The sequence below is a fragment of the Streptomyces sp. WAC07094 genome (genome assembly GCF_036320405.1).
In the GTDB taxonomy this organism is placed as follows: Bacteria; Actinomycetota; Actinomycetes; order Streptomycetales; family Streptomycetaceae; genus Streptomyces; species Streptomyces lannensis.
In genome coordinates this window covers 3,752,597-3,774,439 of record NZ_JAVMJZ010000001.1, presented here as the reverse complement: position 1 = coordinate 3,774,439, position 21,843 = coordinate 3,752,597, and the positions used below count along the sequence as shown (strand labels likewise).

General features: G+C 66.7%; 17 protein-coding genes, 3 rRNA genes and 1 pseudogene. 18 read left to right on the top strand and 3 right to left on the bottom strand.

Annotation, left to right across the window (positions count from 1 at the left end):
- Position 1 precedes the first annotated feature (1 nt).
- The gene (locus RCR19_RS16625; RefSeq protein WP_331265859.1) at positions 2 to 2,086 is read right to left on the bottom strand and encodes a serine/threonine-protein kinase; all 2,085 of its coding nucleotides are present in this window, start codon (positions 2,084 to 2,086) and stop codon (positions 2 to 4) included.
- Positions 2,087 to 2,265: 179 nt separating this feature from the next.
- On the opposite strand from RCR19_RS16625, the gene RCR19_RS16620 reads away from it, so the two are divergent.
- The 4 genes from RCR19_RS16620 to RCR19_RS16605 all read left to right on the top strand — a co-directional run bounded on the left by RCR19_RS16620 (position 2,266) and on the right by RCR19_RS16605 (position 4,331).
- Complete coding sequence (locus tag RCR19_RS16620) at positions 2,266 to 2,583, top strand: SH3 domain-containing protein (protein ID WP_331265858.1); 318 nt, start codon at positions 2,266 to 2,268, stop codon at positions 2,581 to 2,583.
- 80 nt (positions 2,584 to 2,663) lie between these two features.
- Positions 2,664 to 2,951: an SH3 domain-containing protein gene (locus RCR19_RS16615; RefSeq protein WP_331265857.1), complete on the top strand. Its 288-nt coding sequence runs from the start codon at positions 2,664 to 2,666 to the stop codon at positions 2,949 to 2,951.
- A 46-nt stretch (positions 2,952 to 2,997) separates the two neighbouring features.
- Positions 2,998 to 3,489 carry an EamA/RhaT family transporter gene (locus tag RCR19_RS16610; RefSeq protein WP_331265856.1) on the top strand — a complete coding sequence of 164 codons (492 nt, stop codon included), beginning with the start codon at positions 2,998 to 3,000 and terminating at the stop codon, positions 3,487 to 3,489.
- Between the two features lie 65 nt (positions 3,490 to 3,554).
- Positions 3,555 to 4,331 carry a class I SAM-dependent methyltransferase gene (locus tag RCR19_RS16605; protein ID WP_331265855.1) on the top strand — a complete coding sequence of 259 codons (777 nt, stop codon included), beginning with the start codon at positions 3,555 to 3,557 and terminating at the stop codon, positions 4,329 to 4,331.
- Between the two features lie 13 nt (positions 4,332 to 4,344).
- Here RCR19_RS16605 and RCR19_RS16600 read toward each other — a convergent pair.
- A pseudogene (locus tag RCR19_RS16600) lies at positions 4,345 to 5,112 on the bottom strand (SulP family inorganic anion transporter); the annotation flags it as partial.
- A 263-nt stretch (positions 5,113 to 5,375) separates the two neighbouring features.
- Between RCR19_RS16600 and RCR19_RS16595 the strand changes: the two are divergent.
- The 3 genes from RCR19_RS16595 to proC all read left to right on the top strand — a co-directional run bounded on the left by RCR19_RS16595 (position 5,376) and on the right by proC (position 7,889).
- The gene (locus RCR19_RS16595; RefSeq protein WP_331265854.1) at positions 5,376 to 6,191 is read left to right on the top strand and encodes an ABC transporter ATP-binding protein; all 816 of its coding nucleotides are present in this window, start codon (positions 5,376 to 5,378) and stop codon (positions 6,189 to 6,191) included.
- Positions 6,188 to 6,961, top strand: a complete 774-nt coding sequence (locus tag RCR19_RS16590) for an ABC transporter permease (protein WP_220293172.1) — start codon at positions 6,188 to 6,190, stop codon at positions 6,959 to 6,961. The genes RCR19_RS16595 and RCR19_RS16590 overlap by 4 nt, the downstream gene beginning before the upstream one ends.
- Before the next feature lie 118 nt (positions 6,962 to 7,079).
- Entirely contained in the window at positions 7,080 to 7,889 is an 810-nt protein-coding gene (proC, locus tag RCR19_RS16585) for a pyrroline-5-carboxylate reductase (protein WP_331265853.1), read from the top strand.
- Positions 7,890 to 7,934: 45 nt separating this feature from the next.
- On the opposite strand, the gene trpS is transcribed toward proC, so the two are convergent.
- Complete coding sequence (gene trpS / locus RCR19_RS16580; RefSeq protein ID WP_331265852.1) at positions 7,935 to 8,933, bottom strand: tryptophan--tRNA ligase; 999 nt, start codon at positions 8,931 to 8,933, stop codon at positions 7,935 to 7,937.
- Between the two features lie 832 nt (positions 8,934 to 9,765).
- Here trpS and RCR19_RS16575 point away from each other — a divergent pair.
- The 11 genes from RCR19_RS16575 to RCR19_RS16525 all read left to right on the top strand — a co-directional run bounded on the left by RCR19_RS16575 (position 9,766) and on the right by RCR19_RS16525 (position 21,843).
- Positions 9,766 to 11,289 (top strand): 16S ribosomal RNA (locus RCR19_RS16575).
- Between the two features lie 303 nt (positions 11,290 to 11,592).
- A 23S ribosomal RNA gene (locus RCR19_RS16570) occupies positions 11,593 to 14,695 on the top strand.
- 87 nt (positions 14,696 to 14,782) lie between these two features.
- Positions 14,783 to 14,899 (top strand): 5S ribosomal RNA (rrf, locus tag RCR19_RS16565).
- The 16S, 23S and 5S rRNA genes sit together here, the layout of an rRNA operon.
- A gap of 71 nt (positions 14,900 to 14,970) precedes the next feature.
- A complete protein-coding gene (locus RCR19_RS16560; RefSeq protein ID WP_331265851.1) occupies positions 14,971 to 15,615 on the top strand; it encodes an HAD family hydrolase in 645 nt (214 codons plus the stop codon).
- Between the two features lie 105 nt (positions 15,616 to 15,720).
- A complete protein-coding gene (locus RCR19_RS16555) occupies positions 15,721 to 16,422 on the top strand; it encodes a VC0807 family protein (protein WP_331265850.1) in 702 nt (233 codons plus the stop codon).
- Positions 16,423 to 16,488: 66 nt separating this feature from the next.
- Positions 16,489 to 17,700, top strand: a complete 1,212-nt coding sequence (locus RCR19_RS16550; protein WP_331265849.1) for an MFS transporter — start codon at positions 16,489 to 16,491, stop codon at positions 17,698 to 17,700.
- Positions 17,651 to 18,823, top strand: a complete 1,173-nt coding sequence (locus RCR19_RS16545) for an acetoin utilization protein AcuC (protein WP_331265848.1) — start codon at positions 17,651 to 17,653, stop codon at positions 18,821 to 18,823. Before RCR19_RS16550 ends, RCR19_RS16545 begins: the two co-directional genes overlap by 50 nt.
- Positions 18,824 to 19,061: 238 nt before the next feature.
- Positions 19,062 to 19,877 (top strand): phosphatase, encoded by an 816-nt coding sequence (locus RCR19_RS16540; RefSeq protein WP_331265847.1) that lies wholly within the window; start codon positions 19,062 to 19,064, stop codon positions 19,875 to 19,877.
- A gap of 129 nt (positions 19,878 to 20,006) precedes the next feature.
- Positions 20,007 to 20,219, top strand: a complete 213-nt coding sequence (locus RCR19_RS16535) for a helix-turn-helix domain-containing protein (protein ID WP_004984898.1) — start codon at positions 20,007 to 20,009, stop codon at positions 20,217 to 20,219.
- 142 nt (positions 20,220 to 20,361) lie between these two features.
- Positions 20,362 to 20,460: an AURKAIP1/COX24 domain-containing protein gene (locus tag RCR19_RS16530; RefSeq protein WP_003948845.1), complete on the top strand. Its 99-nt coding sequence runs from the start codon at positions 20,362 to 20,364 to the stop codon at positions 20,458 to 20,460.
- Positions 20,461 to 20,781: 321 nt separating this feature from the next.
- On the top strand, positions 20,782 to 21,843 hold the full coding sequence (locus RCR19_RS16525) for an NAD-dependent epimerase/dehydratase family protein (protein ID WP_331269461.1): 1,062 nt from the start codon (positions 20,782 to 20,784) through the stop codon (positions 21,841 to 21,843).

Sequence of the window (21,843 nt, the reverse complement as noted above, 5' to 3'; positions counted from 1 at the left end):
GTCACCAGCGCGACGGATCGCGCCCGTCCACGGCGAAGACGGTGCCGTCGGGGGCGGAGGCGTAGACGTGGCCGTCGGCGATGACGGGCCGGGTCAGGTCCGCCGCGACCTTGTCCGAGTCCGTGCCCATCCGTGGCCGGGTCTGCCCGACGAGTCTTCCGTCGTGGGCGTCGACGGCAAGCAGCCGTCCGTCCGCGGTGGTCAGGTACACATGGGTGCTGTCGGCGACCGGCGCCGATCCGAGACTCACGTTCGTCTCGAGGCGCCACAGTTCCTTGCCCGCTTCGACATCGACGGCCATCAGCGAACCGCCTGACGCCAGGAGATAGACGACGTTCCCCTGCACGGTTGCCTGGACCTCCAAGGGGCGGCCGGTCAGAGGCACCCGACGCGTCACCTCGGAGTCCGGGGCGTAGCGCACGACAGCCTCTGCGTCCTGGAACTTCCCGATGGAGAGGAGGAGGACCGATCCGTCACGCGCTCCGACGGGCTCCAGGTTTCCCTTCAGCCGCGCCTCCCAGCGCACGGCACCCGTGCCGGGATCCAGTGCGGTGACCTGCGTGTGTGTGCCGTCGTCGGAGGTACTGGTGGCGTACGCCAGTGGGTCCCCGGCGAACGAGGAGAGGGACGGCAGGGTGTAGCTCCGGATGTGCCGGGTCCACGTCGTCTCGCCCGTGGTGCTGTCCACGCCGGTCACCGCTCCGTCGCTTCGGCTGAGCAGCAACATACGGCCGACGTACTCAAGTGCGCTCTGCCCCGGCATTCGCTGCTTCCAGCGGGTCCGCCCCGAACCGGGATCCAGTGCCTCCGAGGGCCGGTCGTCGGTACGCGTCAGATGCACGAGCCCGCCCGACAGGACGGGAGGTCCTTGTGGACCGCCCTCGCTGAGGGAGCGCCGCCACAACAGGGCGCCGTCGGAGGGGGAGAGGGCGAAGACCGTGTCGCCCTGCGCGCAGAGCAGTTTCCTTTCTCCATACGAACAGCGAGGCGCCCCCGATCCGTCGGACACCGGCTTCGCATCCCACGCTGTGAAGTCGGACGTCGTGGCCCGAGGACCGGTCCGGGCAGCCGTGGGGCGGCCGTCGTCGAGCATGTGGGCGGCGGCGAAGGTGCTGCCCGCGAGCAGGACGAGCGCGCCCGTCGCCACGGCCGCCCGCCTGCGGATCGCGGACCGCCGCTTCGGCTTCTCGGCCGTGGGCTCGGGACCCGGCGTCTCGACGGTCCGTGGTGCCGGTATGAACGCCTGGGTGTCGTACGAGGCCGCAGTCGACCTCAGTTCCCGCATCAGCTCGTCCGGGGTGGGACGGTCCTCGGGCTCCTTCGCGAGGCATCGCAGCACCAGTGGTGCGATGTCCTCCGGCACACCGGTCAGGTCCGGGTCGTCGTGCACGACCTGGTACGCGACGACGTACGGGCTGTCCGAGTCGAACGGGCCTCGGCCCGTCGCCGCGTGCACGATCACGGACCCGAGGGCGAACACATCGGCTGCGGACCCGACTTCACGGGGCCGCCGGAACTGCTCGGGAGCCATGAAGGGAGGCGTGCCGATCAATTTGCCGGTCTCGGTGCGCAGCTCGCTGTCCTTCGGCCGGGAGATGCCGAAGTCGATGACCTTCGGCCCGTCCTCGGCGAGCAGGACGTTGCTCGGCTTGAGATCGCGGTGCACGACACCGACACGGTGGATGTCGCGCAGCGCCTCGGCGAGGCCCGCCATCAGCCGACGCAACTGCGCCGGGGGCATGGGGCCGTTCCGCTTCACATGATCCGACAGGGTCGGGCCGGGGATGTACAGCGTGGCCATCCACGGCCGTTCGGCCTCCGGGTCGGCATCGACGACCGGCGCGGTGAACGCGCCGCTCACCCTGCGGGCCGCGGCCACCTCCTGCCGGAAGCGGCCTCTGAACTCGGGGTCCTTGGCGAAGTCGGCGTGCACGACCTTCACCGCGAGCTTCATCCCCGTGGTGCCCCGGGCCAGGTGCACCACGCCCATGCCCCCGGAGCCCAGGCAGGACTCCAGTCGGTAGTGCCCGGCGTACTCGGGAAGTTCCGCTTCCGGGCCCGGTCCGGTGTTGCGCTGTGGCGACATGGACCACCCCCGTGCTGTTCTTTCGCGCGCGTCGCAGGGAGCCTAGTCGATGACTCGTACGAGACAGAGGCGGCTTGCTAGCCTCCGCGTGCGAATTGCATACGTGTGTTTCATGGCGTGATTCAAGGGAATCAACGGGACCCCATGGCAGTCATGGGGTTCAACGGGGGAGGTTTTCCATGTCTGTTGACCGTGTTGAAGAAGCCGAGGACGTCGACGTGGCAGAGGCCGCCACGACGGCAGCGGCCGTGCACTACTACGCGGTGGCACCAGGTGTTCGGCTCAATGTCCGCAGCGGTCCGGGTACCGGTTACCCCATCGTTCGTGTCCTGCCCGAGGGCGCGACGGTCCCGGTCTACTGCCAGTCGCCGGGCACGACGGTGTCGGGCTACTACGGCACGTCGAACATCTGGGACAACGTCAGCAACGGTGAATACGTCTCGGACACCTACGTGCACACCGGCAGCGACGGCTACGTAGCCTCCCGCTGCGCCTGAATCCGGAATCGAGAGGGTACGCAATGACATCTGGAAGACGAAGGTTCCTCCTCCTGGCCGGAGCCACCGGAGCCTTCCTCATGGCCTTGGGGTCGCCGGCTTCCGCCACGGCCGACGCACTGCGTTACTACCCCGTCGCCCCGGGCGTCCAGCTCAATGTCCGCAGCGGTCCGGGTACGGGCTACAGCGTCGTGCGCCAGCTGCCGGCGGGCGCCAAGGTCGCGATCTTCTGCCAGTCGCCGGGCACGACGGTGTCGGGCTACTACGGCACGTCGAACATCTGGGACAACATCGACAGCGGTGAATACGTCTCCGACGCCTACGTGAACACAGGAAGCGACGGATACGTCGCCGAGCGTTGCGGCTGACAGCAAAGGGTGGGGGCCCTCCCGCGCCCGGAGTGATAATCGACGCGTGAGCGACGAGAACGGCACCCCGGACACGCCCAAGGGCCCCCGCCCCGAGTCCCTGCGTTTCTTCGGTACGACCTGGCTGAATCACGACGACGGCTATGCGGCGCGCCGTGCGGCCGTGTCCGCCGGCTCGCTCGTGGCCGCCGCCGTGTCCTGCCTCGTACTGCGCTTCGCCTATCAGGGCCTGGAGATCGCCGACATCGGCTCGGTGGTGACCGTGCTGGTCGTGCTGATGTTCGCGGCGTGCAGCGCACTGGCCTTCAACCACACCTGGGGGTCCTTCACCCGGCGCCCGGACCCGGAGCGCCAGGCATCCCTCCGCGGCCTGCTGGCCATCGGTTTCGTCGGCTCCCTGCTCGCGTACTTCCTGCGCTCCCTGACCGAGGCCCCCGGTGAGAAGCTTCACCGGGACGAGTACGAGAAGGCCCGCGCCGACCACGAGAAGCGGTCGTCCCGGCGCACGGGCAACCCGTCGCGCAAACGCCGTTCCTGACTCCTCGGGCGCCACCCGCTCCGGAACCCGCCGCCCCGCTCCCCACGGCCCGTCAGGATGGACGTATGACCGCCTCCTCCCACGCCACCCGAGCCCGCTCCTTCGACGCCGCGGCGGCCCAGTACGCCGCGAACCGGCCGTCCTACCCGCCCGTCCTGTTCGACACCCTGGAGGAGCTCGCCGGACGACCTCTCGCCGGCGCGCGTGTCGTCGACATCGGGGCGGGCACCGGTATCGCGACCGGTCTCCTGCACGCGCGTGGTGCGGACGTCGTCGCCGTGGAGCCCGGCGACGGCATGGCGGCCGAGTTCCGCCGCGGCCTCCCCGGCGTCCCCCTCCTGCGCGGCGACGGCAACGCCCTTCCGCTCGCCACTTCGTCCGCCGACTTCCTCACCTACGCCCAGGCCTGGCACTGGACCGACCCGGCCCGCTCGGTGCCCGAGGCCCTGCGGGTGCTGCGTCCGGGCGGCGCCCTCGCGCTGTGGTGGAACATGGACGCGCAGGACGTGCCGTGGATCGCCGACCAGGCGGACCGGATCAGGCGGTACTTCGGCGCCGAACACGCCTCCAAGAGCGGCGCGGGCGGCACCCGTACGGAAGCCGCCTTCGAGGGTGCCCCCGGGATCCCGCGCCACACCCACCGTGTCGTCCGCTGGAGCCGCGAGGTCTCCGTCGACACCCATCTGGCCAACGTGGGCAGCCACTCGATCTTCCTCGTCCTCGGCAAGGAGCGAGCGGACGCCTTCCTCACCGAGGAGCGGGAACGCCTCCTCGAGACGTTCCCGGACGGTGTCCTCGAGGAGGTCTACGACGTGTACCTGGTGGTCGCCACCGCCTCCTGACCGCGCGCGGCGGCCGGTCCACCGCCGCCGCGCTGAACAGCGATTCCGCGGACGCGATGAGCGCGAAGGCGACCACCGTCCCCAGGGCGCCCACTTCCGTGAGGCGGCCGAGGCTCTGGGGCGTCGGCGGCCGTACGGCATCCGGCAGTCCCCGCACCTCCACGGGGCGCACCGGGAGATCGAGGACCGCGGTCACGGGCGACGCCGGCCCCACCGCGAGCAAGGGCGCCGGCACGGCAGGGGCCCCGCGCCGCCGTCGCGGCCGGAGCACCAGAACGAGCACGGTCGCTCCGCCGACCGTCAGAGCCGCCGGATCGAGGTGCCGCGGCGGAGTGACAAGGCCGGTCGGTCCGGAGAGCCCGCTCGCGGGCGCGGCGACGTCACCCAGCGCGTACACCTGCCCGGCGACCAGCACCAGTCCGGTCCCCGCGAGCATCCCCTGGACGACGGACGCGGACACCGCCCGGAACCACCGTCCCAGCCGCACTGCGCCGAGGGCCAGTTGCACCAGCCCGGAGCCGAGCACGAGTGCTCCGAGCACATCGAGGCCGTACGACTGAACGGCCTCGTGCACGAGCACGGTCAGCCCGGCCGCGGGCCCGCTGACCTGCAGGCTGCTGCCGGGCAACGCCCCGGCCACCGGCCCGCCGAGCATTCCGGTCACCAGCCCCGGTTCGGCAGGCACTCCGGATGCCACGGCGACCCCGATGCACAGCGGGGGCGCCGCGAGGAACACGACGGGGGATGCGGACAGATCGGCCTCGCGTATGCCACAGGGCATGACGACGGCACCTCCGGTCGACGGCGGGAGATGCGTGGGTGCCGCGCCGGGGGAGGGCACGGCGGGCCCGCGCGGCATTTGACCGCGCAGTGAAATCCATGGTCGGGAAGGGGGGTTGGCCCCGTTCGCGGTCTCCGTGGCCGAACGGTGAACGTGGAGGCGTACGAAGCGGACCGTCCGGGTGCGAATCGCCCCGCCGAGCGCTTGCGCCGTCGCACACACCGGGCTTGACGGCCACCGTCGTCGCACGCAATATTCATCGCATGATGAATATCAGTCCTCCACGCCCGCCCGGCGAGCCGGAGCCCGAGTCCGGTCCGGCCGTCCGCGCCGAACAACTCACCGTCGTACGCGGCCCCCGTACGGTCCTGCGCGGCCTCGGCTTCACCGTCCCCCGCGGCCGGATCACCGGTCTGCTCGGCCCGTCCGGTTGCGGCAAGTCGACGCTCATGCGCGCGATCGTCGGAACCCAGGCCAAGGTGACCGGCACTCTGGAGGTCCTCGACCGCCCCGCCGGCGACGCCCTTCTGCGGTCACGCATCGGCTATGTCACCCAAGCCCCCTCGGTCTACAGCGACCTGACCGTCCGGCAGAACCTCGAGTACTTCGCCGCGATCCTCGACCCCGGGCGCGCCGCCGCAGCCCGCCGCCACGAGAAGGTCACCCGGGCCATCGCCGACGTGGACCTCACCTCGCACGCCGACGCCCTCGCCGGAAACCTCTCCGGAGGCCAGCGCAGCCGGGTCTCCCTCGCGGTCGCGCTCCTGGGCACCCCGGAGCTGCTGGTCCTGGACGAACCGACGGTGGGCCTCGACCCGGTGCTGCGCCGCGACCTCTGGGCCCTCTTCCACAGCATCGCGGCCGAACGCGGCGCCACGCTCCTCGTCTCGTCTCACGTCATGGACGAGGCCGAACGCTGCCACCGGCTCCTGCTGATGCGCGAGGGCGAGATCCTCGCGCAGGGCACCCCGGACGCCCTGCGGACCCGGACCGGCACGGAGACGGTCGAAGAGGCGTTTCTGCACCTGGTCGACGAGGCGGCGGCGAAGACGGCGGCCGGAAAGGAAGCGGTCCGATGACCACCACGACACCGCAGCCGAACGTGAGTGCCCTGTCCTTCTCGCGTACGACGGCGACGGCCGTCCGCGTCCTGCGCCAGCTGCGCCACGATCCGCGCACCATCGCACTGATGATCGTCATCCCGTGCGTGATGCTCTTGCTGCTGCGCTACGTCTTCGACGGCAGCCCGCGCACGTTCGACGCGATCGGCGCCTCGCTCCTCGGCATCTTCCCGCTCATCACGATGTTCCTGGTGACCTCGATCGCGACCCTGCGTGAACGCACCTCCGGCACCCTGGAACGGCTCCTGGCGATGCCGCTCGGCAAGGCCGACCTGATCGCGGGTTACGCGCTCGCCTTCGGCACCGTGGCCGTCGTCCAGTCCGCCCTGGCCACGGGCCTCGCGGTCTGGTTCCTCGGCCTGGACGTCACCGGTTCCCCCTGGCTCCTGCTCCTGGTGGCACTCCTGGACGCCCTCCTGGGCACGGCGCTGGGCCTGTTCGTCTCCGCCTTCGCGGCCTCGGAGTTCCAGGCGGTCCAGTTCATGCCCGCGGTGATCTTCCCTCAGCTTCTGCTCTGCGGACTGTTCACACCCCGTTCCGCCATGCACCCGGTCCTGGAGGCCGTCTCCGACGTCCTGCCCATGTCATACGCGGTGGACGGCATGAACGAGGTCCTCAGGCACACGGACATGACGGCGACGTTCGTCCGTGACGCACTGGTGGTGGCGGGGTGCGCGCTGCTGGTACTGGGACTGGGGGCGGCGACGCTGCGGCGAAGGTCGCAGTGATCGGGGGCCGCCACGGTGGCCCGGCACGGCAGTCCGCCCACCGGACGGTCGAGCCGGGCAGCCGCACCCGGTGCGAGGATGAACCCGGACGACGCAACCTCCGGAGGGCACTCGCACCATGACCCAGAAAGTCGCAGTCCTCGGCACCGGAAAGATCGGCGAAGCGCTGCTCAGCGGCATGATCCGGGGCGGCTGGACGCCCGCCGACCTCCTGGTCACGGCCCGCCGCAAGGAGCGAGCGGAGGAACTCCGCAGTCGCCACGGCGTCACCCCGGTCACCAACGCCGAGGCCGCGAAGACCGCGGACACGCTCATCCTCACGGTCAAGCCCCAGGACATGGGCACGCTCCTCGACGAACTCGCCCCGCACGTCCCCACCGACCGTCTGATCATCAGCGGCGCCGCCGGCATCCCCACCTCCTTCTTCGAGGCGCGCCTGGCCGCCGGCACCCCGGTCGTGCGCGTCATGACGAACACGCCCGCCCTCGTCGACGAGGCCATGTCCGTCATCTCGGCCGGAAGCCACGCCACCGAGGCGCACCTCGTCCACACCGAGGAGATCTTCGGCGCCGTCGGCAAGACGCTCCGTGTCCCCGAGACACAGCAGGACGCCTGCACCGCGCTGTCCGGCTCGGGTCCGGCGTACTTCTTCTATCTGGTCGAGGCCATGACGGACGCCGGCATCCTGCTCGGGCTGCCCCGCGACAAGGCCCACGAACTGATCGTCCAGTCCGCGATCGGCGCGGCGGTGATGCTCCGCGACAGCGGCGAGCACCCCGTCAAGCTCCGTGAGAACGTCACCTCCCCCGCGGGCACGACGATCAACGCGATCCGCGAGCTGGAGAACCACGGGGTGCGAGCCGCACTCATCGCCGCGCTCGAAGCCGCCCGTGACCGCAGCCGCGAACTGGCCTCCGGCAACAACTGACGCCGGGTGCCCACCGCCGGGTCCCCGGCGATGGGCAGCCGACCTTCAGACCCCGGGCAGCAGCCCGATCGCCCGGTAGGCGGTGTCCACCAGTGGCCGGGCCATCCCTCTGGCCCGTTCCGCCCCGGTGCGCAGCACCTGGTCCACGTGTGCCGGGTCCGCGCACAGAGCCCGGTGCCGTTCCTGAACCGGCCGCAACACCTCGACCACGGCCTCCGCGGTGTCCTTCTTCAAGGCGCCGTAGGAGGTGTAGGCACCGCTCAGCTCCTCCGGGCTGCGGCCCTCGCACGCCGCCAGGATCTCCAGCAGATTCGCCGGACCCGGTCGGGCCTCCCGGTCGTAGACGACGTCCGAACCGGTGTCGGTGACGGCTCGCATGATCTTCTTGCGCACCACATCGGGTTCGTCGAGCAGATAGACGATCCCCGGTCCCGAGTCCTCGGACTTGCCCATCTTGGACGTCGGGTCCTGCAGGTTCATCACCCGCGCCGCGACCTTCGGATGGGTGGCCCGGGGCACCACGAACGTGTGCCCGTAGCGCTGGTTGAACCGCACCGCCAGGTCCCGGGCCAGCTCCACATGCTGAGCCTGGTCGTCGCCCACGGGCACCTCGTCGGTCCCGTACGCCAGGATGTCCGCCGCCATCAGCACGGGATACGTGAGCAACGACAGCCGGACGCTTCCACCCCGCTCCCGCTCCCGCGCGGCCTTCTCCTTGTACTGGATCATCCGCCGCATCTCGCCGTCGGTGGCGACGCACTCGAGCAGATACGACAGCCGGGTGTGCTCGTCCACATGGCTCTGTACGAACACGGTGCACCGCTGCGGATCGAGCCCGGCGGCGAGCAGCAGCGTCGCCGCCTGCCGACTGAGCCTTCGCACCCGCGCCGGATCGTGGTCCACGGTCAGGGCGTGCAGATCCACGACGCAGAAGAGCGCGTCCGCCTGGTGCTGGTCCACCTCGGCCCACCGGCGCATGGCGCCGAGGTAGTTCCCCAGCGTCAGATGTCCGGTCGGCTTGATCCCGCTGAAGACCCGTGTCATCTCTTCACCTCCTGGTAGGGGCCGCCTCGACCGGCCGGCCGACCCTCCGGAGGGAGATACGAGAACGGCCGCCGAGGCGGCGGCCGTTGAACGCATACGTGAGTTCGGCCGCCGTCAGGCGGCCCACCACTGCTGGTTGCACGTACGCGAAGTCATGTGCCAGAGACTACGCCCTACAGGGCCGGGATGCAGGGGGTTGACACGCGCCGGGTCGATCCGTAAGGTTCTTCGGGTTGTCCGACGTGAGCGCCGATCAAGGTCGGTCCCGGGACAGCCACTCCGCAAGTACCTACCGATTATCGGCGATGCGTCGTCGTGTGTATTGGCATGTGTATTTTCGGAATGAGGAATCCGCGTTCGAACTCAGGTGAGGGCGCAGCCCCCGATTAGCTCGGACGGCAGGAATCCGCTAAAGTCTCACTCGTCGGAACGGCCGAGAGGCAGGGAAGACAATCCCGGTCGACCGGGAGTCGGGCCCGAAGGGAACTGAGGGATCTGATAGAGTCGACAACGCCGGAAAGGGAAACGCGAGAGCGTAAACCTGGAAAGCACCGAGGAAATCGGATCGCGAAATGGTCTGATAGAGTCGGAAACACCGAAGGGAAGCGCCCGGAGGAAAGCCCGAGAGGGTGAGTACGAAGGAAGCGTCCGTTCCTTGAGAACTCAACAGCGTGCCAAAAGTCAACGCCAGATATGTTGATACCCCGTCTCCGGTCGGTTTGATCGGGGCGAGGTTCCTTTGAAATAACACAGCGAGGACGCTGTGGACCGGGGGGATTATTCCTCCTCCTGGTTCCGCTCTCGTGGTGTTCGACCGGATATCCGGTAAACATTCACGGAGAGTTTGATCCTGGCTCAGGACGAACGCTGGCGGCGTGCTTAACACATGCAAGTCGAACGATGAAGCCCTTCGGGGTGGATTAGTGGCGAACGGGTGAGTAACACGTGGGCAATCTGCCCTGCACTCTGGGACAAGCCCTGGAAACGGGGTCTAATACCGGATACGAGCCTCCCGGGCATCTGGGAGGTTGGAAAGCTCCGGCGGTGCAGGATGAGCCCGCGGCCTATCAGCTTGTTGGTGAGGTAACGGCTCACCAAGGCGACGACGGGTAGCCGGCCTGAGAGGGCGACCGGCCACACTGGGACTGAGACACGGCCCAGACTCCTACGGGAGGCAGCAGTGGGGAATATTGCACAATGGGCGAAAGCCTGATGCAGCGACGCCGCGTGAGGGATGACGGCCTTCGGGTTGTAAACCTCTTTCAGCAGGGAAGAAGCGAAAGTGACGGTACCTGCAGAAGAAGCGCCGGCTAACTACGTGCCAGCAGCCGCGGTAATACGTAGGGCGCAAGCGTTGTCCGGAATTATTGGGCGTAAAGAGCTCGTAGGCGGCTTGTCGCGTCGATTGTGAAAGCCCGGGGCTTAACTCCGGGTCTGCAGTCGATACGGGCAGGCTAGAGTGTGGTAGGGGAGATCGGAATTCCTGGTGTAGCGGTGAAATGCGCAGATATCAGGAGGAACACCGGTGGCGAAGGCGGATCTCTGGGCCATTACTGACGCTGAGGAGCGAAAGCGTGGGGAGCGAACAGGATTAGATACCCTGGTAGTCCACGCCGTAAACGGTGGGCACTAGGTGTTGGCGACATTCCACGTCGTCGGTGCCGCAGCTAACGCATTAAGTGCCCCGCCTGGGGAGTACGGCCGCAAGGCTAAAACTCAAAGGAATTGACGGGGGCCCGCACAAGCGGCGGAGCATGTGGCTTAATTCGACGCAACGCGAAGAACCTTACCAAGGCTTGACATACACCGGAAACATCCAGAGATGGGTGCCCCCTTGTGGTCGGTGTACAGGTGGTGCATGGCTGTCGTCAGCTCGTGTCGTGAGATGTTGGGTTAAGTCCCGCAACGAGCGCAACCCTTGTCCCGTGTTGCCAGCAGGCCCTTGTGGTGCTGGGGACTCACGGGAGACCGCCGGGGTCAACTCGGAGGAAGGTGGGGACGACGTCAAGTCATCATGCCCCTTATGTCTTGGGCTGCACACGTGCTACAATGGCCGGTACAATGAGCTGCGATACCGTGAGGTGGAGCGAATCTCAAAAAGCCGGTCTCAGTTCGGATTGGGGTCTGCAACTCGACCCCATGAAGTCGGAGTCGCTAGTAATCGCAGATCAGCATTGCTGCGGTGAATACGTTCCCGGGCCTTGTACACACCGCCCGTCACGTCACGAAAGTCGGTAACACCCGAAGCCGGTGGCCCAACCCCTCGGGGAGGGAGCTGTCGAAGGTGGGACTGGCGATTGGGACGAAGTCGTAACAAGGTAGCCGTACCGGAAGGTGCGGCTGGATCACCTCCTTTCTAAGGAGCACTTCTCATCAACTTCGGTTGGTCAGAGGCCAGTACATCGGCGAACGTCCGGTGCTGGTTGCTCATGGGTGGAACGTTGACTATTCGGCACTCTTGGTCTGCTTCTCTTCTTAGTACTGCTTCGGCGTGGAACGGTTGTAGGAGAGGCGAGGGTGTCGGGCGCGCTGTTGGGTGTCTGAGGGTGCGGCCGTTTGGTCGTCCTTCGGCGCCGACCCCGGTAAAAGTCTGCTTCGGTGGGCTGTGACGGGTGGTTGGTCGTTGTTTGAGAACTGCACAGTGGACGCGAGCATCTGTGGCCAAGTTTTTAAGGGCGCACGGTGGATGCCTTGGCACCAGGAACCGATGAAGGACGTGGGAGGCCGCGATAGTCCCCGGGGAGTCGTCAACCAGGCTTTGATCCGGGGGTTTCCGAATGGGGAAACCCGGCAGTCGTCATGGGCTGTCACCCGCTGCTGAACTCATAGGCAGTGTGGAGGGAACGAGGGGAAGTGAAACATCTCAGTACCCTCAGGAAGAGAAAACAACCGTGATTCCGGGAGTAGTGGCGAGCGAAACCGGATGAGGCCAAACCGTATACGTGTGAGACCCGGCAGGGGTTGCGTGTGCGGGGTTGTGGGTTCTTTCTTCTGCGGTCTGCCGGCCGTGGGACGAGTCAGAAACCGTTGATGTAGACGAAGGACATGCGAAAGGTCCGGCGTAGAGGGTAAGACCCCCGTAGTCGAAACGTCAGCGGCTCGTTTGGAAGATACCCAAGTAGCACGGGGCCCGAGAAATCCCGTGTGAATCTGGCGGGACCACCCGCTAAGCCTAAATATTCCCTGGTGACCGATAGCGGATAGTACCGTGAGGGAATGGTGAAAAGTACCCCGGGAGGGGAGTGAAATAGTACCTGAAACCGTGTGCCTACAAGCCGTGGGAGCACTTTGGTGTGACTGCGTGCCTTTTGAAGAATGAGCCTGCGAGTTTGCGGTGTGTTGCGAGGTTAACCCGTGTGGGGTAGCCGTAGCGAAAGCGAGTCCGAATAGGGCGTTGGAGTAGCACGCTCAAGACCCGAAGCGGAGTGATCTAGCCATGGGCAGGTTGAAGCGGAGGTAAGACTTCGTGGAGGACCGAACCCACCAGGGTTGAAAACCTGGGGGATGACCTGTGGTTAGGGGTGAAAGGCCAATCAAACTCCGTGATAGCTGGTTCTCCCCGAAATGCATTTAGGTGCAGCGTCGTGTGTTTCTTGCCGGAGGTAGAGCACTGGATAGGCGATGGGCCCTACCGGGTTACTGACCTTAGCCAAACTCCGAATGCCGGTAAGTGAGAGCGCGGCAGTGAGACTGTGGGGGATAAGCTCCATGGTCGAGAGGGAAACAGCCCAGAGCATCGACTAAGGCCCCTAAGCGTACGCTAAGTGGGAAAGGATGTGGAGTCGCACAGACAACCAGGAGGTTGGCTTAGAAGCAGCCACCCTTGAAAGAGTGCGTAATAGCTCACTGGTCTAGTGATTCCGCGCCGACAATGTAGCGGGGCTCAAGCGTACCGCCGAAGTCGTGTCATTGCAGCATATAGCCCTAACGGGTGTTGTGATGGGTAGGGGAGCGTCGTCTGCCGGGTGAAGCAGCACCGGAAGGTAGTTGTGGACGGTTGACGAGTGAGAATGCAGGCATGAGTAGCGATTCACACGTGGGAAACGTGTGCGCCGATTGACTAAGGGTTCCTGGGTCAAGCTGATCTGCCCAGGGTAAGTCGGGACCTAAGGCGAGGCCGACAGGCGTAGTCGATGGATAACCGGTTGATATTCCGGTACCCGCTGTGAAGCGTCAAACATCGAACCTTCTGATGCTAAGGCCGTGAAGCCGTCCTGGATCCTTCGGGTGAAGGGGAGTGGTGGAGCCGCCGGTCCAAGGTGGTAGTAGGTGAGTGATGGGGTGACGCAGGAAGGTAGTCCATCCCGGGCGGTGGTTGTCCCGGGGTAAGGGTGTAGGCCGTGTGATAGGTAAATCCGTTGCACTTGTGGCTGAGACCTGATGCCGAGCCGATTGTGGTGAAGTGGATGATCCTATGCTGTCGAGAAAAGCCTCTAGCGAGTTTCATGGCGGCCCGTACCCTAAACCGACTCAGGTGGTCTGGTAGAGAATACCGAGGCGTTCGGGTGAACTATGGTTAAGGAACTCGGCAAAATGCCCCCGTAACTTCGGGAGAAGGGGGGCCACATCTGGTGAGAGCACGTGCTGCTCGAGCTGGGGGTGGCCGCAGAGACCAGCGAGAAGCGACTGTTTACTAAAAACACAGGTCCGTGCGAAGCCGTAAGGCGATGTATACGGACTGACGCCTGCCCGGTGCTGGAACGTTAAGGGGACCGGTTAGCTCACCTTCGGGTGGGCGAAGCTGAGAACTTAAGCGCCAGTAAACGGCGGTGGTAACTATAACCATCCTAAGGTAGCGAAATTCCTTGTCGGGTAAGTTCCGACCTGCACGAATGGCGTAACGACTTCTCGACTGTCTCAACCATAGGCCCGGTGAAATTGCACTACGAGTAAAGATGCTCGTTTCGCGCAGCAGGACGGAAAGACCCCGGGACCTTTACTACAGTTTGATATTGGTGTTCGGTTCGGCTTGTGTAGGATAGCTGGGAGACTGTGAAGCTTGGACGCCAGTTCAGGTGGAGTCGTCGTTGAAATACCAGTCTGGTCGTGCTGGATGTCTAACCCGGGTCCGTGATCCGGATCGGGGACAGTGTCTGATGGGTAGTTTAACTGGGGCGGTTGCCTCCTAAAGGGTAACGGAGGCGCCCAAAGGTTCCCTCAGCCTGGTTGGCAATCAGGTGTTGAGTGTAAGTGCACAAGGGAGCTTGACTGTGAGACCGACGGGTCGAGCAGGGACGAAAGTCGGGACTAGTGATCCGGCGGTGGCTTGTGGAAGCGCCGTCGCTCAACGGATAAAAGGTACCCCGGGGATAACAGGCTGATCTTCCCCAAGAGTCCATATCGACGGGATGGTTTGGCACCTCGATGTCGGCTCGTCGCATCCTGGGGCTGGAGTCGGTCCCAAGGGTTGGGCTGTTCGCCCATTAAAGCGGTACGCGAGCTGGGTTTAGAACGTCGTGAGACAGTTCGGTCCCTATCCGCTGTGCGCGTAGGAGTCTTGAGAAGGGCTGTCCCTAGTACGAGAGGACCGGGACGGACGAACCTCTGGTGTGCCAGTTGTTCTGCCAAGGGCATGGCTGGTTGGCTACGTTCGGGAGGGATAACCGCTGAAAGCATCTAAGCGGGAAGCCTGCTTCGAGATGAGGACTCCCACCCACTTGATGGGGTAAGGCTCCCAGTAGACGACTGGGTTGATAGGCCGGATCTGGAAGCACGGTAACGTGTGGAGGTGACCGGTACTAATAGGCCGAGGGCTTGTCCATAGAGGCTCGCGTCCACTGTGTTGGTTCTGAAACCACGAACAGCCCCGCCCATTGTTTTGGGTGGTGTGGCGTTCTGTTTCATAGTGTTTCGGTGGTCATAGCGTGAGGGAAACGCCCGGTTACATTCCGAACCCGGAAGCTAAGCCTTTCAGCGCCGATGGTACTGCAGGGGGGACCCTGTGGGAGAGTAGGACACCGCCGAACAAATTGTGAGGAAAACCCCGTACCGTTGGTACGGGGTTTTCCGCATTTCCGGCTCGTTTAGGCTCGTACCCATGCGCTATGACCTCGTCATCTTCGACAACGACGGTGTTCTCGTCGACAGTGAGCCCATCTCCAATCGGCTCCTGGCCGGCTATCTGACCGAGATCGGGCACCCGACGTCGTACGAGGACTCCATCCGGGACTTCATGGGATCCGCGATGCACCGGGTTCACGACCTGATAGAGGAGCGGACGGGCGAGCGGCTGCCGTCCGACTTCGACGATGTCTTCCACGCACGTGTCTTCGCCGCGTTCGAGCGGGAGTTGAAGCCCGTGCCCGGTGTGGTGGACGTGCTGGAGAAGCTGGCCGCCGACAGGGTTCCCTACTGTGTGGCCTCCTCCGGGAGCCATGAGCGGATCCGGGTGGGGCACCGGACCACGGGGCTGGACCGATGGTTCGTCGACGGGCGGATCTTCAGTTCCCAGGACGTCGGGCGGGGGAAGCCGGCACCCGATCTGTTCCTCCACGCCGCCGAACGGATGGGGGTGGCGCCGGGCGACTGCCTCGTCGTGGAGGACAGCCCACTCGGTGTCCGGGCCGCGGTCGCCGCCGGGATGGACGTGTACGGGTTCACCGCCATGACGCCTGCCGACAGGCTCGTGGGTGCCACACAACTGTTCTCCACCATGGGGGAGTTGGCTGACCTGCTCGGATGAGACGCGCCGTGATTCCGGCCACCGGGTCGGCACTGACATTTGTCACGCCGGGCTCCGGACGATCGTTTCTACCGGCGGACCCGCCCCGGCCGCGAAGCTGAGGGCATGACGACGAACTCGGTTTCCCAGGGCCGGAGCAAGAAGCAGAACTTCATGCCGCTGATCATGGACGTGGCGGTGCCGATCGGTTCGTACTACCTGTTCAAGGACGCGTTCGGGATGAGCACGCTGATGGCCCTCGGCCTCGGCAGCGTCGTTCCGGCCGTACGCACGGTGTGGGGCGTGGTCGAGGAGCGCACGATCAACGCGTTCGCCGCGCTCATCCTCTTCGTGAACGTCGTCGGTCTCCTGCTGAGCTTCGTCGCGGGCGACCCGCGGCTGATGCTCGCCAAGGACAGCGGGGTGAGCAGCGCCATCGGAATCGGGATCCTGGTCTCCGTGGCCATGGGCAAGCCGATGATGACGGCGGGCATGAAGCCGTGGCTGGTGAAGGGGGCCGCCGACAGGGAGGCCGCCTGGAGCCGGCTGGAGAGCGCGTCCCCGTCGTTCCGCCGGGCCGAGCGGGTGTTCTCGGTCGTCTGGGGTGTGGTGCTGCTCGTCGAGTGCGTGGTGCGGGTGGTGGGCGCCTACACGCTGCCGGTGGACACGATGGTGTGGCTGGGCTCGGTCGTCCTGGCCGTCGCGATGGTGATCGGGTTCATGGTCAGCGGCGCCCTCGCCGCCGGGCCGATGGCGCACATGCTCATCGCCGAGGTGAAGGCCCAGGGCGCGGAGAAGCGTCCGGTGGCACTCGCTGCCGCCGGGTGAAGCTGAACAAAAATCATCTTTCACTGGATCTACCCACCGGTAAACCGGGGCCCTACGCTCGCCGCCATGACCGATGTGCTGCGGCGCGGTAGGGCCTCGCTGGCGTTCAGTTTCCTCGCGCAGGGCGCGACCTTCGCCCTGCTGGTGACGCGGATCCCGGCCATCCAGGACCGGTACGGGGTCTCCGACGCGCTGCTTCCCGTCTTCCTCGCCGCGGTGCCGATCCTCGCGGGTGTCGGCAGTGTCACGACCGAGCAACTCGTCAAGCGCATCCGGCCGAGCCGGCTGCTGCGCTGGTCGCAGCCCGTGGTGCTGCTCGCCCTGCTGGGCGTGGGGTCCGGTGACCATGTGGCCGAACTGGCCGTCTCGCTGGCCGCATTCGGACTGGCCGTGGGTGCGCTGGACGCCTCGATGAACATGCTCGGGGTGAGCCTTCAACGGACGTACGGGCGCAGCATCATGCTCGGCTTCCACGCCGCCTACAGCCTGGGCGGGATCGTCGGCGCCTCGCTGGCCTGGGCGGGCGCGCACTGGCATCTGGCGTTGTGGGTGTCGTATCTGCCGGTGGTGGCTGTGCTGCTGCCCGCGACGTTCCTGGTCAGCCGGTGGTACGTCGACGGGGACGGGCCCGGTGCGGACGTCCCGAAGGCCGAGGCCGGCCCGGTGGTCTTCCGGCTGCTGCTTCCGCTGTGCCTGGTGATGACCTTCGCGTACATCGGCGACTCGACCGTCTCCAACTGGAGCGCCAAGTACCTGCAGGACACGCTGGGCAGCTCGGAGCAACTGGCGACGGTTCCGTACAACGTCTACATGGTGACCACGCTGCTTGGGCGGTCCATCGGGGACTTCGGGGTGCGCCGGTTCGGCGCCGTGGCGGTGGTCCGGTTGGGGGCGCTGGTGGCGGCGGCCGGGTTCGCCGTGGTGGCGGGGGCACCGGGGGCGTGGGTCGGCATGCTGGGGTTCACCCTGCTGGGTCTGGGGCTGTGCGTCCTCGTGCCGCAGACGTTCGCGGCCGCCGGCCGGCTGTTCCCCGGGGCCTCGGACACGGCGATCGCACGTCTGAACATCTTCAACTATGTGGGCTTCCTTGTCGGTTCGCCCCTCGTGGGCGCCCTCGGGGACGCCTGGAGCTATCGGGGCGCCATGCTCGTGCCGATGGTGTTGGTCCTGGTGACGCTGGTGTACGCCCGCTCGTTCGGGACGGGTCCGGACCGATACGGTGACGGGCATGAGCGGCCGAGCACAGCTGATGTGGGACGAGGCGGTAACGGGCTATGACTTCGGACCTGAGCATCCGATGGATCCGGTCAGACTCTCGCTGACCAGGAAACTCGTCGACGCCTTCGGGCTGGACAGGGACATCGAGGTGGTCGCGGCGAAGCCGGCCGGCGACTCGACGCTGCGACTCGTGCACCGCGAGGACTACGTGGACGCCGTCAAGGCCGCGTCGGCGGACCCGGCGTCGGCCGACGGCGCCTACGGTCTCGGCACCCTGGACGACCCCGCCTTCGCCGGGATGCACGAGGTGTCCGCACTGATCGCGGGTCAGTCGGTCGGCGCCGCCGAGTCCGTGTGGCGGGGGGACGCGCTGCACGCCGTGAACTTCGCGGGCGGCCTGCACCACGCGATGCCGGGCGGTGCCTCCGGGTTCTGCATCTACAACGACGCCTCGCTCGCCATCGCCCGGCTCCTCGAACTGGGTGCCGAGCGGATCGTCTATGTGGACGTGGACGTGCACCACGGGGACGGGGTGCAGGCGGCGTTCTGGGACGATCCGCGGGTTCTGACCATCTCGTTGCACGAGCATCCGCGAACCCTTTTCCCGCAGACCGGATGGCCCGAGGAGACCGGTTCCCCGACCGCGGAGGGCAGTGCGGTGAATCTGGCGCTGCCCGCCGGGACGGGGGACGCCGGCTGGGTGCGGGCCTTCCACGCCGTCGTGCCCGAACTGGTCGCGGACTTCCGGCCGCAGGTGCTGGTGACCCAGCACGGCGCGGACACCCACTTCGAGGACCCACTCGCCCATCTCGCCGTGTCGCTGGACGCGCAGCGGGCCGTGCAGGTCGCGTGCCACGACCTGGCGCACGAGTACGCAGGTGGACGCTGGATCGCGCTGGGCGGCGGCGGATACGCGGTGGTGGACGTCGTGCCGCGCTCGTGGACGCACCTGGTGGCCATCGCGGCGGGGCGGCCGATCGAGCCGGAGACCGTGATCCCCGACAGCTGGCGGCAGGAAGTCTTCGCCCGTACCCGCCAGTTGGCGCCGGGGCGGATGACGGACGGCCGGTGGCCGGTGGCCTACGCGGACTGGGAGTCGGGATACGACCCCGCCGACCGTCTCGACCAGGCGGTGATCGCGGCACGCAAGGCGGCGTTCCCGTTGCGGGGGCTACTCGCCTAGAAAACCAGGGTCTGTCGTTCGGATCAGGTCGGCTGGGAGCCAGTGCGCCTCTCGACCGATCCGAGCGGGGTGCGCCACGCCTCGCGGTGCCGGCATGATCCAAACGTCAGGCCCTGACGGTTCGCCTCTCCCGCGGGGCGAGCGCGGGCGGTGTGAAGGGTCGCACGATTACGCCGACTGTGGGGTGTTTCCCCCGTTCTGTACGTGTGATGGGCGGCGATGGGTCAGCATCGCTGACGTGTTGAGCACCGGAGCACTGCGTGCACATCTGCTGGCCGCCCGGCTCGCCGGCCCCGTGGCCACGTCGCGTGAGGAGAGCCTGCGCAGTTACCGGCTCTTCGCGGCCCGCGATCCCCGTTTGCTGATCGGACTCGATCCCGAATGGTCGTGGGGGCATCGGGATGTGGTCGAGCTGATGGCGGACAAGTGCGGTGTCTCGGCCGATCCCCGATGCACCTCCGGGCATGATGTGATCGACCCGGAACGCACGTTGGAGGGTCTGGACGCCTTCGCCCAGCGGATCAAAGAGGTGGCGCGTCACAGGGGCACGGTCCTTCTCGGCACCGGTCATCCCCACCGACTGCTCGACTTCTACGCCGCGATCGCGGACGCGCTGTCGGCGGCGGGATGTGATGTCCTCACCCCGGCGCAGGGTCGCTGTGTCGACATAACGACCCGGTTCGGTCTACGCACGTACAACCTTGATTACGTACGAGGAGTCGCCCTGGTACGGAAACCGGGGCCAGAAGGCGCCGGTTGTGAGCCCGGCGCGCACTCGCACTCGCCGCTGCCGGTTCGCACCGTGCTCGCTGCGGCCGCGGAGTCCGGCGGGCCGTTGCCGGAGCTGGTGATCGGAGACCACGGCTGGGTCTGCGGAGCAGGTCAGCTGGGGTTCGAGGCCATCGGTCTGGCAGATACGGACGATCCTGCGCTCTTCGTCGGGGAGGCAGAGGGGCGCGTGTCCGTCGTCGTTCCACTTGATGACGCTGTGCGGTCTGATTACTACCGACCGCTTACTCGCTATGTACTCAATCGAGCGTGTCTGTCACAGTAGGCCGCCGATGCCATCCCCTCTTCCCCACTCGCACCACAGGCCCCTACATTGGGGAGTGAGCACGCAGCGACGAAGAGTCACCGGAAGGGGAAGCCGGTGGCCGTCGAGTGCGGAAGGTTCAGGTGTGTCATGGCTGCAGCTGGCGAGAGGCCTCTGAACGAGGTTCAGTTCCTGACCGTGGCGGAAGTCGCCTCGGTGATGCGAGTGTCGAAGATGACCGTGTACCGACTGGTGCACAGCGGTCATCTGCCGGCGATCCGGGTGGGGAGGTCCTTCCGGGTGCCGGAGCAAGCGGTTCACGAGTACCTCCGCGAGAGCTACGTGGGGGTGGAGACGGCCTGACGGCGGCCCGGCGAGGTCCCTCGGGGCCTCCCGGGTCACCTCGATTACGACCTCAGCGCTCGGGCGGGTAGGCTAGCCCCTCGTAGGTCGTATGGGCCCATGGCGCCCAGCACCGAGTGATGAGAAGTGAGCGAGGGTAGTCGTGGGCTCTGTTATCAAGAAGCGGCGCAAGCGGATGGCCAAGAAGAAGCACCGCAAGCTGCTCAAGCGGACGCGCGTTCAGCGTCGCAACAAGAAGTAGGGCGCGGCCCCGAAAGGGGCGCCCCTGCTCCGCGCATACGTCTGCGCCGTGGCCCCCCACCATCGGTGGGGGGCTCTTGTCGTCTCCGGGCGACGCGCCGCCGGAGCGTCATGCCGCACGGTGACCGCGTGCGGCCGTGCGTATGTCCGTGGATCACATGGCTTGGTCCGGTCGTACGTTCGCAGGTGTCGTCACTTCGTGCATCGGGTGGCCATCACAGCGCAACATCGAACCGCTAAGTTGGCCGCATACGGGGAACGCGGCAGGCTGACGGGCAGAGTGACGTCCACGACTGGACGCGAGGGAAGAGAGGCGCTGATCTTGGGCAAGGTCGTGCTCGTGACCGGGGTGGCCCGCCGACTCGGCGGCCGGTTCGTACGACGGATCCAGCGTGACCCGGAGGTCGACCGCGTCATCGCGGTGGACGCGGTCCCGCCCGATCACCATCTGGGCGCCGCCGAATTCATCCGGGCCGACATCCGCCAGCCCACCATCGCCCGGGTGCTCGCCGAGCACTCCGTCGACACGGTCGTCCACATGGACGTGACCGGCACGCCACTGGGCAGCGGCAGCCGGGCCACGGTCAAGGAGACCAACGTCATCGGCACGATGCAGCTGCTCGGCGCCTGCCAGAAGTCCCCGACGGTCAAACGGCTGGTCGTGAAGTCCAGTACGAACGTCTACGGGTCCGCGCCCCGCGATCCGGCCGTCTTCACCGAGACGACCCCGCCCAAGTCCCTGCCCAGCGGGGGCTTCGCCAAGGACACCGTCGAGGTCGAGGGGTATGTGCGCGGCTTCGCGCGGCGGCGGCCCGATGTCGCGGTCTGCGTCCTGCGCTTCGCCAACATCCTCGGCCCGATGGCCGACTCGCCCCTCGCCTCGTACTTCTCGCTGCCTGTGCTGCCCACCGTCCTCGGTTACGACCCACGGCTGCAGTTCGTGCACGAGGACGACGTGATCGAGGTGCTGCGTATCGGTTCGCACGAGCCGCAGCGCGGCACGCTCAACAGCGGCACGTTCAACGTGGCCGGCGAGGGCGTGCTGCTGCTGTCGCAGTGCGCCCGGCGCCTCGGACGGCCGACGGTCCCCCTGCTGCTGCCGGCGGTCACCTGGGTCGGCTCGGCGATGCGCACCCTGGGCATGACGGACTTCTCCCCCGAACAGATCCGGCTGCTGACCCACGGGCGGGTGGTGGAGACGGAACAGATGCGCGAGACACTGGGGTACGAGCCCAAGTACACGACGGCGGAGACGTTCGCGGACTTCGTCCACAGCCGTGGGCCCGGACTGCTGCCACCGGAGGCCCTCGCGGGGGCCATGGACCGGATCGCCGCACTGCCCGTCCTGGGCGGTGGCCACCTCCCGACGCAGAGCGCCAACTGA